Source organism: Bradyrhizobium sp. AZCC 2262 (assembly GCF_036924535.1).
GTDB lineage: Bacteria > Pseudomonadota > Alphaproteobacteria > Rhizobiales > Xanthobacteraceae > Bradyrhizobium.
In genome coordinates this window covers 9,371,698-9,385,421 of the sequence record NZ_JAZHRT010000001.1, presented here as the reverse complement: position 1 = coordinate 9,385,421, position 13,724 = coordinate 9,371,698, and the positions used below count along the sequence as shown (strand labels likewise).

14 protein-coding genes are annotated in these 13,724 nt (G+C 62.5%); 11 read left to right on the top strand and 3 right to left on the bottom strand.

Annotated elements, in window-relative coordinates:
- Positions 1-270 precede the first annotated feature (270 nt).
- The 5 genes from V1283_RS44055 (at position 271) to copD (ending at position 4,806) form a co-directional block, all read left to right on the top strand.
- Positions 271-798 (top strand): DUF6101 family protein, encoded by a 528-nt coding sequence (locus V1283_RS44055; RefSeq protein WP_334392826.1) that lies wholly within the window; start codon positions 271-273, stop codon positions 796-798.
- A gap of 1,254 nt (positions 799-2,052) precedes the next feature.
- Entirely contained in the window at positions 2,053-2,394 is a 342-nt protein-coding gene (locus tag V1283_RS44050; protein ID WP_334392825.1) for a hypothetical protein, read from the top strand.
- Between the two features lie 64 nt (positions 2,395-2,458).
- Positions 2,459-3,466, top strand: coding sequence for a hypothetical protein (locus V1283_RS44045; protein ID WP_334392824.1), 1,008 nt, complete (start codon positions 2,459-2,461; stop codon positions 3,464-3,466).
- 2 nt (positions 3,467-3,468) lie between these two features.
- Positions 3,469-3,825: a copper resistance CopC family protein gene (locus V1283_RS44040; RefSeq protein WP_334392823.1), complete on the top strand. Its 357-nt coding sequence runs from the start codon at positions 3,469-3,471 to the stop codon at positions 3,823-3,825.
- A gap of 18 nt (positions 3,826-3,843) precedes the next feature.
- The gene (copD, locus tag V1283_RS44035) at positions 3,844-4,806 is read left to right on the top strand and encodes a copper homeostasis membrane protein CopD (protein WP_334392822.1); all 963 of its coding nucleotides are present in this window, start codon (positions 3,844-3,846) and stop codon (positions 4,804-4,806) included.
- A gap of 199 nt (positions 4,807-5,005) precedes the next feature.
- Here the strand turns inward: copD and ubiA are convergent, their stop codons facing one another.
- From ubiA to V1283_RS44020, 3 genes are all read right to left on the bottom strand, one after another.
- The gene (ubiA, locus tag V1283_RS44030) at positions 5,006-5,941 is read right to left on the bottom strand and encodes a 4-hydroxybenzoate octaprenyltransferase (RefSeq protein ID WP_334392821.1); all 936 of its coding nucleotides are present in this window, start codon (positions 5,939-5,941) and stop codon (positions 5,006-5,008) included.
- Positions 5,942-5,951: 10 nt separating this feature from the next.
- Complete coding sequence (locus V1283_RS44025) at positions 5,952-6,608, bottom strand: hypothetical protein (protein ID WP_334392820.1); 657 nt, start codon at positions 6,606-6,608, stop codon at positions 5,952-5,954.
- Between the two features lie 251 nt (positions 6,609-6,859).
- Entirely contained in the window at positions 6,860-7,609 is a 750-nt protein-coding gene (locus tag V1283_RS44020; RefSeq protein WP_334392818.1) for a hypothetical protein, read from the bottom strand.
- Positions 7,610-7,614: 5 nt separating this feature from the next.
- Between V1283_RS44020 and V1283_RS44015 the strand changes: the two genes are divergently transcribed.
- The 6 genes from V1283_RS44015 (at position 7,615) to V1283_RS43990 (ending at position 13,639) form a co-directional block, all read left to right on the top strand.
- Positions 7,615-8,373 carry a 16S rRNA (uracil(1498)-N(3))-methyltransferase gene (locus V1283_RS44015; protein ID WP_334392817.1) on the top strand — a complete coding sequence of 253 codons (759 nt, stop codon included), beginning with the start codon at positions 7,615-7,617 and terminating at the stop codon, positions 8,371-8,373.
- Positions 8,374-8,541: 168 nt separating this feature from the next.
- Positions 8,542-9,726, top strand: a complete 1,185-nt coding sequence (locus V1283_RS44010; RefSeq protein ID WP_334392816.1) for an ATP phosphoribosyltransferase regulatory subunit — start codon at positions 8,542-8,544, stop codon at positions 9,724-9,726.
- Complete coding sequence (gene hisG, locus V1283_RS44005; protein ID WP_334392815.1) at positions 9,723-10,700, top strand: ATP phosphoribosyltransferase; 978 nt, start codon at positions 9,723-9,725, stop codon at positions 10,698-10,700. Before V1283_RS44010 ends, hisG begins: the two co-directional genes overlap by 4 nt.
- A gap of 75 nt (positions 10,701-10,775) precedes the next feature.
- On the top strand, positions 10,776-11,822 hold the full coding sequence (locus V1283_RS44000) for a glycosyltransferase family 2 protein (RefSeq protein WP_334392814.1): 1,047 nt from the start codon (positions 10,776-10,778) through the stop codon (positions 11,820-11,822).
- Entirely contained in the window at positions 11,819-12,661 is an 843-nt protein-coding gene (locus tag V1283_RS43995) for a ChbG/HpnK family deacetylase (protein WP_334392813.1), read from the top strand. Before V1283_RS44000 ends, V1283_RS43995 begins: the two co-directional genes overlap by 4 nt.
- 129 nt (positions 12,662-12,790) lie before the next feature.
- Positions 12,791-13,639, top strand: a complete 849-nt coding sequence (locus tag V1283_RS43990; protein ID WP_334392812.1) for a DUF2076 domain-containing protein — start codon at positions 12,791-12,793, stop codon at positions 13,637-13,639.
- Positions 13,640-13,724: the final 85 nt, after the last annotated feature.

Below are 13,724 nucleotides of genomic sequence, written 5' to 3'. Positions count from 1 at the left end.
AATTGAAGGGGCTTGGGCGCAAATCGGCAGACCCACCAGATGTGCCTGATTCACAGGGAGTTCAAGCATTTTGCACCGCCAAATGCCAAACAATTTCGGCATTTCCGCAAGGTCTCGTCAATCATGCGTGCCAAGGTCTTGTCAATCATGCGGTAAGATCCGGGGCGGGTGACCTCTCCTTAACCAGGCTTTTTAAGGCGAAACGGAAATCGATCGGCTAAGGTCTCGCGTATCGACCGGGAACATAATCCCGGCGGGGAGATGAGAGCCGTGAGGCGTCAAACAGCAACAAGCGGGATCAATCCCGCCGGGTCGAGCCGTGTCATGCGGCTCGACCCTCTTTCTCTGCCGCTCAGCTTTCATGCGCACGATACCCGCGCAGACGGCGGCGTGCGGAGGATCGAACTTCATCGCGAACGCGTCGTGCTGCACCGTGCCGTCAAGGGCATGCGGATGGCGATCAACGTTCGCGTCAGCGATTTTCTCGGCATAGCTCTGCGCGGCCTCGACGACGACGCGCAGATGCTGGTGCTGGCGCATCGCGACCCTTCGCTGAACATTCCGCTGTGCGTGAGCTCCGATCACGAGGAAATCGCCTCCGCCTGGCAGATCTGGAGCGACATCTTCGCGCTGCCGCTATTGGCGGAAGATGACCACGACGAACCGGCCGCCCGCCGCCGCCGCCACAACGCGATCCGCGCCCGCCGCCCGAAATTTCTGGTACGCCGCCGGGGCGGCAACCTGACCAATCTTGAGAACATCCATCAGGACGAGCGCGAGATCATCGCGCGGGATTGAGTTTCTGAAGCCTTACCGCACAAAGGTCGTCATGCCCCGCGAAGGCGGGGCATCCAGTACGCCGCGGCCTATCGATTCCATCATTGCAGTCTCTGGAATACTGGATCGTCCGCCTTCGCGGACGATGACGACTGAATATGAGGCCGCATTCTCGCGACGCCTTTCGCCCGAGGTTTGGATCTTCGTTTGGCCCTCTTGAAATAGAGGGCGCAGGGAAGACCGGGTGCTTGCTGCACCCGCGGTCTCGCGTGCGATTTGCGCAAACAAAAATGCACACGAGCATACAGGGCAGCGGGAGCATTCCGGCCTTCCCTGCGCAATGGCTTTACGGCTTACTTCGTGCTCTTCCCGGAGAACGGCTCTTTTGCCTCCGTCGCCTGCGCTTCTTATCGCACGCTTAACGCCAGCACCGCGGCGCCCGAACCACACGACTTCACCGTACGCTTCCGGCGCGCAACGTCCAGCGCGCCATCCGCGTCCATCGCATCCCACCGCGCGTTCGTGACGTTCGCGAGCGCCCCTCCATCGGGTGAGACGGGCGGAGACATGCCGCTGATTTGCCCTGCAAGTGAAGCGGAATATTTTTGATTCCTGGGCTTGACGAGATTTCTGAAAATCAGAAGTGATTTGCCGTCGTGTTGATTTGTCGCGGTTACGCATCGCGATTGTGCTTGCGCGCGAAAGCAAATCAGTTCGCAGCAAGTAGCCCGCATGAGCGCAGCGATATGCGGGAGTCGGGGAAATGACGAAGGCTCCGGATGTCGCTACGCTCATTCGGGCTACGCGCCCATGTCCGCTTCACAGCCAAAGCGACCGAATTATTGCGCCGCCGCGAAATGACGCGATGTGCCATGAACGGACTCATACAGCGCAGCAAGATCACCTCGTCCGCGGTGACAAGCACCGTTGGTGGAAAGGTCGATCCCCGTCGGAACTTTTTCCCTGAAGAAAGAGCCCGCGCTCTCCACTAAAATAGCCGGCGCTACGCATTGCATCGCATCTCGGCGCGGCGTGGGAGGGCTCCGCCTCTTCAACCCGGGCGGGACCTTTCTCGCGCGCCCCGCCGCGCGGAAGAGGGATTATTCCTTTCGCCAAGTGACATTTTCGCCCTATCCCATTGCGGCAGGAATGCTAAGTTCCGTCCAGCGATTAATCGGCGTTTTCGCTGGAAGTAGACGCTCTAAGTCGCTCGGGGATAACGTGGGCATCCTTGCAAGAAGGCAGTGCAGGCTATTGCCAAGGCGGATGATCGTCTTGATCGCCGCCTATGCTCTAGGGCTGCAATCAGTTATTACTCCCTTGATCGGAGGTCCGTTCACTCCGGGCAGCGTCGGCGGGTTTGAACTCTGCCTTGCCAGCAACGGCGCTACGCCTCCCGTCAAGCGGGGCGTGCCCTCTGGCACCCATGATGAGGATATCCATTGCAAGTTGTGCGTTCATGGCGGGATGGCCTTCCTTGATGCTCCGCCGATCGCTGCTGGATGGGTTGTACAGGCTACCAGCGTTTCGATCAGATGGGCCGTTATCGACAATCCTATTCCCGGCGCCGCCGGGTTCATCGGAAAACAGGCGCGAGGTCCTCCGTTGCTGACATGAGGTTGGGCGGCCCGATCGGGACCGTCAATTCATGCATGTTTTAACGACCGCAGAGAGACCTCTCATGTTTATCCGTCTTCTTATCCGCGCGGGCCTCCCCGGGCTCGCAATTGCGCTCGTTCCTGGTGGCGGCAGCATCGCCCACGAAATCGTCGGCAACCGCTTCTTTCCTGCGACAATCGGCATCGATGATCCCGGGGTCAACGATGAGTTGAGCTTTCCCACTGTGTCCAGTTTTAAAACCGGCGACGATCCGTCATTTAGGCAACGCGATTTTTCCGGCGAATTTTCCAAGCGGATCACGGAGGCGTTCGCGATTTCGATCGGTTCAACCTACAGCAGTTTCAGACCACCCGGAGGACCGACCGGGATGGGAGCAAACGGATTTCAGAATCTTGAAACCACGTTCAAATACCGACTCTTCAAGGACCCAGAGCACGAGTTTGTGATGTCGGTCGGTCTCAGCATTGAATGGGCTGGGACAGGCGCGCAAAGCGTCGGAGCGGAGCCGTTCAATGTCTACACTCCGACATTGTACTTCGGCAAAGGGTTCGGTGATCTTCCTGACACCCTGCCTTGGTTTCGGCCGGTCGCTGTCACTGGACAGGTTGGCTATGCGATCCCGGGCCGACGCTCGACCACCACGTTTGGCATCGATCCGGATACCGGCGATCCAACGATCGACACTGAGTTCAACCCGCGAGTTTTGAATTGGGGCGGGACAATCCAATACAGCATGCCCTATCTCAAATCGGCAGTTATCGATTTAGGTCTGCCGGAATTCATCAATCATCTGATACCGCTGGTCGAAGCCACACTCCAAACGCCGGTCTCGAACACCCTCACTTCCGGCACGGCAACCACTGGCACCATCAATCCGGGAATTCTCTGGGTCGGAAACAAGTTTCAGGTGGGCATTGAAGCACTCATTCCGATTAATCGGCAGAGCGGGACGAATGTTGGCGTGGTCGCGCAGTTGCACTTCTACCTTGACGATATCGATCCGCATGGGATTGGCAAACCGATCTTCGGCCCCGCCGTCCAGCCCGCAAGCCCGTTTCCAAGGAACTGATAATGCGCAATTCAGCCATCGTCCTAACAATCCCTCTCCTGATTTTGCTTGCGACGGGTGAAGCAACCGCACACGCATTTCTCGATCATGCCGAACCGCGCGTCGGCAACACCGTCGCAACTGCACCTCGTGAGGTGACACTGTGGTTTACGCAAAAATTGGAGCCTGCGTTCAGCACAGTGACAGTCACCAACTCCGCAGGCCAGCGCGTTGATACGGGCAAGGCCCGCGTCAGCGGCAGTCAGATGACAATCGCGCTCCGCCCCGGTGGGGCGGGAACGTATCGTGTCACGTGGCGAGTCTTGTCGGTGGACGCGCACACCACCGACGGCAGCTTCTCGTTTCAGGTCGGCAAGTAGAAGTCGCGGGACCCCCCAATGGATTTGGGTGCGAACGACGTGCATAATTCGCTGATCGTCGTTCGCGCAGTGCATTTCGCCGCCGCCACGATATTGGCCGGAAGTCTCATATTCTGGACGGTGGTGGCGCAGCCCATTTTCCGGTCATCGGAAGAAGCCACCATTGTCCGGCTGCAAACCCTACGCATTGCATGGATAACCCTCGCAATCGCCGTAGTATCCGGCGTGATCTGGGTTCTATTGCAAGCAGCCTCCATGAGTGGTCTCCCGCTCGGTGATGCCATGACAGCCGATGTGATGTCGGCCGTGGTGAACGAAACGCAATTCGGATTCGTCTTGGAAATTCGCTTTGTGCTCGCAATTATTCTGGCTGCTTGCTTGGCGTATGACCGGCTTCAGTGGGTACGTTGGCTTGCGGTGGCATCGGCCCTCGGCCTGATCGCAGCCATAGCATGGACAGGCCATGCTGGTTCCACCGCGGGTGAAGCAGGACTCCTTCATCTGACGGCCGACGTATTGCACCTCGTCTTCGCCGCAACCTGGATTGGAGGCCTTGTTTCGCTAGTATTTCTGCTGGCCGTGGCGAGACGGTACGAGGCTGACTCGTGGGCCCATGTTGCGCTTAGAACGACGCAACGTTTTTCGACTTTGGCCCTCATCAGTGTGGGCTCAATCGTTGCGACCGGTATCGTCAACGCATGGATTTTGGTCGGTTCCTTACACGCGCTGATCGTCACCGAATACGGCCGTCTCCTAATGTTGAAACTCGCGCTGTTCGCGGCCATGCTGATGATGGCTGCGGCGAATCGATTTTGGTTGACGCCCCGGCTTGCGTTGCCATCGGGATGCGGGCCGCAGCTCAAAGCGCTGCGTCAGCTTAAGCGCAACAGCGTTATCGAAATCGTATTAGGACTGATGATTTTCGGCATCGTCGGGTTGCTTGGCATGCTGCATCCCGCCATTCATTTCGACAATTTGTAACCATCAGTCCAAATCAGCGCACATTCGGAATGGGATGCACTTCTGCTACGGGTCATTCGCGACCGGGTCGAACCGGCAGCAAGTCCGGCCATGTCCGCTGTGCCGACGAAAGCGGACGTAGGCAGAGCTGCAGCGTGCGCCCACCCTCACGAGCGGAATGCTTGATGGTGGGCACATCGCTGACGCGCCTTTGCCCACCCTACGAGACCGAACGCATCACCGCGTCTGCGAGCAATCCCGCGAACAGCAACAGCCCCGCATCGCGGTTGGACCTGAATATCCGCAAGCACAGCGCGGGGTCGCTGATGTCCAAGCGCCGGATCTGCCAGACCAGATGTGCAGCAAAAGCCACGAGCCCGATCCATGCCGGCCAGCGTGCGCCGCCCAGCACCAGCGCCGCGCCGATCAGCATCACCGCGAGTGAATAAAACACTGCGAGCGCCCGGTGGGTGCGCGCGCCGAACAGGCGTGCGGTGGACTTGATGCCGATCAGCGCATCGTCCTCGGTGTCCTGGTGGGCGTAGATCGTGTCGTAGCCGATCACCCAGGCGATCGAGCCGGCATAGAGCGCGAGCGCAGTGAGATCGAGCCGCCCGAGCGTGACGGCGAATCCCATCAGCGCGCCCCATGAGAAGGCGAGGCCCAGCACGACCTGCGGCCACCAGGTGATGCGCTTCATGAAGGGATAGACCGCGACGATGACGAGCGAGGCGACGCCGGTCATGATCGCAAAACGGTTGAACTGCAGCAGCACCGCCAAGCCGATCAGCGCCTGCAGGACCAGGAAGGCAAACGCCTGCGCCACGCTGATCTGCCCGGCAGGCAATGGCCGCGACCGCGTCCGCTCGACGCGCGCGTCGAGATCGCGGTCGGTGATGTCGTTCCAGGCGCAGCCCGCCCCGCGCATGACAAAGGCGCCGATGAAGAACAGCACGATCACGAGCGGCAATTGCGAGACGTCGCGCGCGACGCCGGCGGCCAGCGCCGCCGACCACCAGCACGGCATCAGCAACAGCCACGATCCGATCGGACGGTCGAAACGGGAAAGCCGCAAGTAAGGCCGCGACCACGACGGCGCGCGCGTATCGACCCAGTTGCCGGTCGCATCAGCAACGCGGGCGGTCGCGCCGCTCATCGGGCCAGGGTCATCGCTGGAGAACGTTGCCGTTCAGCGTATCGAAGGTGCTGCCACCCTTCTTGACGGCCTGCGCTTCAGGCAGCGCCGCCGAGGAGCCAAGCACTTCGCTCAGGCTGGGACCGGCCGGCCCGCGCGTTGCCGCCTGCTGCGCGACGTTACAGACCTGAGTCTGCATCTTCTCGGTGTTCTTGTGGCCGTTCTTGAGCTGGTCGGCGATCTGCGGCGGAATTCCACACTTGGCGGAATTGGTCTGGACATATGAGATCATCTTCAATTCGGCCTGGCCGAAATTTTTGATCAGCTTGCAGGCCTCGTCCGGCGGCGCCTTGCGGTCGCTCGCGGCCTTGATCATCTTGCCGCGTCGCTCGGCTTCCTCGCGCAGGGGAACGAACCCTTTCATGCAGGCGTCTGCCCCACCGCTGGCCTGTGGCGGCGGCCCACTGAATCCGCTGGAAACCGGAGCGGCCCCCTGTGACGGGAACGGCGACGGGGCGCCGACCGAGGCCGACGGCGCAGCGCCATTCACCGGCGGAAACGGCGAAGCATTCGCGGGCGCGGCGCTCTGGTTGGGCAACGGCGCTGGAAACGCGCCCTGCGCAAAGACGTGGCCTGCATGAAGGCTCACGACGGCAGCGGTCAACGGCACAATCAGGCGGCGGATCATCAAGGGTGGTTCTCCGGCAAGGTCAGGCAAAGCCCCAACGTGTCCGAACGAAGCAGATTTGCGAAACGGCTTTTTACGATTCCTGCCGTCGCTTAACAACCCGTCGATTGGGGCAGCAGCGCGGCGCACGGCCGCATCGAAAGTTAAAAACAGCTCCGGATTCTAGCGCTTTAGGCTAAAAGCGCCCGGAAACGGAACATTAGGGGTGTCCGACCCGGTTTCCGCGACGCGTTTCAACCACGTCTCAGGGGTCAACGGACGATCCAGAAGTGGCCGACCGGACCGGCCGGTTCTCTGCTGGATGCGGGCCAGAAGTCGCCAACCGGTCCCGCTGGTTCTCTTTTCTGCTGCGCGATGGCACAGACCTGCTTCTGCATCTTCTCGGTGTTCTTGTGGCCGTTCCTGAGCTGGTCGGCGATCTCAGGCCGAATTCCGCATTTGGCGGCATTGACCTCGACAAATTTGATCATCTTTTCGGCCTGGCTGAAATTACCGATCAGCTTGCAGGCCTCGTCCGGCGGCGCCCTGCGGTCGCTCGCGGCCTTGATCAACTTGCCGTGTTTCTCCGCTTCCTCGCGCAACGGAGCAAATCCATTCATACAGGCATCGGTTCGCCCGCCCGACGGAAACACCGCGGAAGCACCAGGGGAAGCCGATGGCGCCGCGCCGTTCGCGTGCGGGACCGGCGAAACGTTGCTGGCGGGCGCTTCGGCCTGCCCTGGCAACGGCGCGGGAAACGCAGCTTGCGCAAAAACCTGCCTGGCACCGACGATCGCCATGGCCAAGGTCGATGCAACAATCAGGCGGCGGACTATCAAGGGTGTTTCTCCTGCGAGAACCATAGAATCTGAATCATCTGCCAAGTGAAGCGTAATCTTCGATTTTGCAACCCAGAATGGCCCGTGGAATGAGGCATCAGCGCGTCGTCGAGTGACACCAACAGGCAAAAATAGCCTCCGGATTCTCATGCGTTGGGCTAAAAGCAGGCCCGGTTGGATCATCACACATGCCTGAATTCGATTTTCGCGCGCCCCGCCTGTTCGTCGACGCTCCCTTGCGCGAGGGCGAACGAATCGCGCTGGAGCGGAACCAGAGCAATTATCTGGGCAACGTACTGCGGCTTTCGGCCGGTGAAACCATTTTGGTGTTCAACGGCCGCGACGGCGAATGGCAAGCTGCGATCGAAGGCCGCAAGCGGCCCGACGGCTTGAGTATCGTCGCGCAAACGCGGCCGCAGGATCGCTTGCCCGACATCGCCTACGTCTTTGCGCCGCTCAAGCACGCAAGGCTCGACTACATGGTGCAAAAGGCGGTCGAGATGGGGGCCTCCGTGCTGCAGCCGGTGTTGACGCGCCACACGCAGGTTTCGCGGGTCAACGTTGAGCGGATGCGCGCCAATGTCATCGAGGCCGCCGAGCAATGCGGCATCCTGAGCCTGGCCGAGGTTGCCGAGCCTGTTGCGCTCGACCGCTTTCTCGACAAGCGAGCGACCAGCCGCCTGCTGGTGTTCTGCGACGAAGCGGCCGACATTGGCAATCCCATCGAAGCGCTGCAACGGGGATTAACGGCCGCCGACGGGATCGACGTCCTGATCGGCCCCGAGGGCGGATTTGCCGAGGAAGAACGCGCGCTGCTGCTGCGGCAGCCGAAGACGCTGCGGCTGTCCTTGGGCCCCCGCATCCTGCGCGCGGATACCGCCGGCGTCGCCGCGCTGGCGCTGGTACAGGCGGCGCTGGGGGACTGGCAGGGGCCACTTAAGGGCTGATCGGCCAAGACGGCGCAATAAAGCACCGGCCATTAATTCAGTTGGCCAATCCCTGTCGAAACCCCGCCCCGGCCATGCTAAGGCCTGCGCCAACAAGCCCCTGGAACCCCCCGGGGGAACCCGAAACGAACCCCAGAACCCGGTTTTTCCGGATATTTGGAACCTGAAATGACCGCGACTGCCGCCACCCGAGGTGCTGCCGGATCCGCCGCCTGGGCGGATGCGCTCCTATTGTCGTTTGCACAAGGCGGCTACGTCCAAGCCCACCCGGGCATCCTGCAGCCGGCGGAGCCGTTCCTCGACCTCTCCGGCGAGGACATTCGCAAGAGCCTGTACCTGACCACCGACGCGTCAGGCGAAGAGCTCTGCCTGCGTCCCGACCTCACGATTCCGGTGGCGCGCGACTATCTCGCCTCTGATCGCGCCGGACAGCCCGCGGGCTTCAGCTATCTCGGGCCGGTATTTCGCTATCGCGGCGGCCAGCCGAGCGAATTCCTGCAGGCCGGGATCGAATCCTTCGGCCGGCAGGACCGCGCCGCGGCCGATGCCGAAATGCTGGCGCTGGCGCTGGAAGCGACCACCGCCTTCGGATTGAAGGACGTCGAAATCCGCACCGGCGACGTCGCTTTGTTCAATGCGCTGATCGACGCGCTCAACCTCTATCCGGTGTGGCGGCGGCGGCTGATCAAGGATTTTAACCGCAAGCTCAGTCTCACCGACGATATCGAGCGGCTGACGCTCGCCACCGCGCCAGGCCGCAACGAATATGAGGGCGTGCTGGCGGCGCTTGCCGGCTCCGACCGCAAGGCGGCGCTGGCGCTGGTCACCGATTTGATGTCGATCGCCGGCACCACCAATGTCGGCGGACGGACGGTGGCCGAAATCGCCGACCGCTTCCTCGAACAATCGACGCTGAAGGGCGGCGCGCTGCCGCGCGACGCGCTCAACATCATCAAGCGCTTCCTCGCGATCGCGGGCGATCCGGATGAATCGGTGGCGCAACTGCGCGCGCTCGCCACTGAGGCCAAGCTCGATCTTTCAGCCGCCATCGATCAGCTCGAAAGCCGCGTCGGCTTCATGGCCGCGCGCGGCATCGACACGAAGCTGACGCGGTTTTCCACCTCGTTCGGCCGCGGGCTCGATTATTACACCGGGTTCGAATTCGAGCTGCATGCAAAGGGAACTGTCAATGGAAAGGGCAACGGCGTCGAACCGCTGGTGGCGGGCGGGCGCTATGATGGCTTGATGACGCAGCTCGGTTCACCGACGCCGATCCCTGCGGTCGGATTCTCGGTGTGGATCGAGGCGCTGACGCAACTCGGAAAACCCGTCTCGCAAGGGAGCGCCGCATGACCGCCCCCTTCGTTCTCGCCGTTCCTTCCAAGGGCCGCCTGCAGGAAAACGCCGAAGCGTTTTTCACGCGCGCCGGGCTCTCGCTGGCGAAACCGCGCGGCGCGCGCGACTATCGCGGCACGATTTCCGGCCTCGACAATGTCGAGATCGCCTATCTCTCGGCGAGCGAGATCGCTTCCCAGCTCGCGCGCGGCATGGTGCATCTCGGCGTCACCGGCGAGGACCTGCTGCGCGAAAGCATCGCGGACGCCGACAAGCGCGTGCTGCTGATCGACAATCTCGGCTTCGGCAGCGCCAATGTCGTGGTCGCGGTGCCGCAGGCCTGGATCGACGTCCGCACCATGGCCGACCTCGACGACGTTACCACCGGCTTCCGCGCCCAGCATAACCGGCGGATGCGGGTCGCGACCAAATACATCAATTTGACGCGCAACTTCTTTGCCTCCCACGGCGTGGTCGACTACCGCATCGTCGAAAGCGCCGGCGCCACCGAGGGCGCGCCGGCCGTCGGCACCGCCGAGATGATCGTCGACATCACCACGACGGGCGCGACGCTGGCCGCCAATGGCCTCAAGGTGCTGGACGACGGCGTGATCCTGCGCAGCCAGGCCAACCTCGTCGCCTCAAGGGACGCCGACTGGTCGTCTGACGCCCGCGAGACCGCGCGCGTCATCCTCGACCACATCGCGGCACGCGCCCGCGCCAGCAAATTCCGCGAGGTGCGAACTCGTTTCGCCGGCTGCAACGATGCGCTGCTGGCGGAGGCGCATAACCGGTTTGGCGTGGTGACGCCGTTCGGCGGGCCGACCTCGTCGGGCATGCTCACCCTGCACTGCCCGCCGATGCAGCTTTACGCGCTCGGCAGTTTTCTGCGCGAACACGGCGCCGACACGGTTTCGATCGCCTCGCTCGACTATGTGCTCGACCGCGAAAACCCGTTATTTGCCAGGCTCGAGGCGTTCTTGCGGCAATAAGGCTGCCGTTTCGTTCATCGTTGCGACAGGTGGCAGCAAGTAGCATATACGGTTGGATGATCTGGGACCTGATCGATGACGCTCGGCTCTGACGTTTCCCGCCTGTCGACGACCGCAGCCGGTGCCGCGGCGCAAGGCCTGTCGATTGTCGTGCCGCTGTACAACGAGGCGGCAGGGCTCGCTTTGCTGCACGAACGGCTGGTCGGCCTCGCCCGCACGCTGAAGGCACGTTACGGCCTTGCCAGCGAAGTGGTCTATGTCGACGACGGCAGCGCCGACAATACGCTGGCGATCGCGCACACGCTTAACGCCGATGCGCTCGACATCCAGGTGGTGTCGCTGTCGCGCAATTTCGGCAAGGAGGCCGCGCTGATGGCGGGGCTGGACCATGCCCGCCGCGGCGCGATCCTGTTCATGGACGGCGACGGCCAGCATCCGCCTGATCTGGTCGAAAAGCTGGTCTCGCACTGGATCGATGACGGCTACGACGTCGTCTATACCGCGAAGGCGCATCGCGACAATGAATCGTTCCTGCGCCGCAAGGCGGTGCACGGCTTCTACGCGCTGATCAACTGGGGCGCGCGGCAGAAGATCCCCGAGGACGCCGGCGATTTCCGCCTGCTGTCGCCGCGCGCGGCCAAGGCGCTGCGGCAGCTTCCCGAGCGCAACCGCTTCTTCAAGGGCCTGTCGAACTGGATCGGTTTCCGCCAGATTCGCGTCGCTTACGAGCCGGCGCCGCGCGCGCACGGCGTCACGACGTTCAGCCCGGGCCGGCTGATCGGCCTGTCGATCGAGGGACTGACGTCGTTCTCGGTGGCGCCGCTGCGCTTTGCCAGCCTGCTCGGCGTGCTGCTGGCGATCAGCGCTTTCCTGTTCGGCCTGACCATTCTCTGGGAGGTCTGGACCACCGGCAAGCAGGTCCCCGGCTATCCCTCGCTGATGATCGGGTTGATGACGATCGGCGGCGTGCAGCTCATCATGATCGGCATCGTCGGCGAATATATCGGCAAGATCCTCTCCGAGTTGAAGGCGCGTCCAATCTACTTCGTCGCCGAGCATTCCGAAAAACGCGCCGATGGCGAGACGACGGCGAGCGCCACCGAGCGGACCGCCGCGGAATGAATGACGTTGCGCTGCGCCGGATCTGGCTGTGCGCCGACGACTACGGGCTGGCCGATGGCGTCAACCGCGCCATTCGCGATCTGATCTCCTGTGGCCGTCTCAACGCCAGCTCTGTCATGGTGGTAGGCTCAGCGATCGGGCGCGCCGAGGTCGCCGCGTTGCAGGATGTCGCGGCGAACAGCCCGCGTTGTGCGATCGGCCTGCACGCAACGCTGACCGCGCCGTTTCGTCCGCTGACGATGCACTTCCGTCCGCTCAATGGCGGCCTGTTCCTGCCGTTTCCGGCCATGCTGCGATCGGGGCTGTTGCGGCGGCTCGATCCCGGCCTGATCGAGGATGAGCTCGCAGCCCAGCTTGCCGCCTTCAAGGAGCTGTTCGGCCGGGCGCCCGATTTCGTCGACGGCCACCAGCATGCGCAATTGTTTCCGCAGGTGCGCGACGCTTTTCTGCGCGCGGTGAAAGAAGCTGCCCCTACCGCCTGGGTCCGCCAGGGTGGACGCCCCAAGCCGCTGGCCGGGCTGCTCGGTGCGCCCAAGGCGCTGGTGCTCGACGTTCTCAGCGCGCAATTCCGCAAGCGCGCCGCCGGTGCCGGCATCCCGTTCAATCCCGCCTTTGCCGGCGCCTATGATTTTTCGAAAGCGCCCGATTTTGGCGGGCTGATGGGTGAGTTCCTCGAAGGGATGCCGGACGGCGGGCTGGTGATGTGCCACCCTGGATTCGTCGACGAAACCCTCGAAAGCCTCGACCCCTTCACCACCCAGCGCGAGGCGGAACATGCGTATCTCGCAAGCGATCGATTCCCGGCATTGCTGGCGGCGAATAAAGTTACATTGGGTTGATAAGGTCAGGGAAATCCCGGCGTTTTGTCGCATACCAAAATTTAATTCGGCCACCCACTACTTGCGACACAAAGCCCGCCCTACATCTGACCCGCGCGTCGACGACGATCCGACGCGAGGGAGAGGGCAATGACACCGCAAGAACGCCAACTGATTGACGATCTTTTCAACCGGCTCACCAAGCTGGAGAATGCCCCGCGCGATGCGGAGGCGATGTCCGCGATCATGCAGGGCCTGCGCAACGCGCCCAATGCGGTCTATGCACTGGTGCAAACGGCGCTGGTGCAGGACGAAGCGTTGAAGCGCGCCGACATGCGCATCCAGGAACTGGAGGCGGCGGCGGGTCCGCAAAATCAATCCGGCGGCTTTCTCGATTCGATGCGCGATGCGATCTTCGGGCAGAACCAGCCGCAAGGTTCGTCACATGGTTCGGTGCCCAACGTTCGCCCGCCCGACATGGGCGGCAATTCGGGCGGCAGCCGGCCGGCCTGGAACACCGGTCAGGTGCTGCAGCAGAGCCAAACGCCCGGACAATATAATCAGCCGGCCTACGCCCAGCCCTATGGCGCACAGCAACCCTATGGCGCGCAGCAGCCGGCGTTCGGCGGCGGTGGCGGCTCGTTCCTCGGAACGGCGGCGGCAGCCGCAGCCGGCGTGGTCGGCGGATCGCTGCTGGCCAGCAGCATCCGCTCGATGATGGGCGGCGGCGGCAGCCACCAGTCGTTCGGTGACACGGCGGGCCGCAGCGGCGGCGTCGAAGACCGCAGGCCGTGGGGCGACCAGTCCGGCGGCGATCTCGCGCGCGACGCCGGGATCAACGACGTCGGCTCGTCAAGCCGGCGCGCCGACAACAACGATAATGATTCCGGTTCGCGGCAGGGATTCTTTGATCAGGCCTCGAATGACGATGATGACCAGGATCACGATTCCGACGGCTTCGACGTCGATGATGGCGATAGCGACGGCGATTACGCCTGAGCGAGGTCGGATTTGAAACAAGAACGGCCGCCCCATCAGGCGGCCGTTTTTGTTTTGTAGCCCGGATGAGCGAAGCGACATCCGG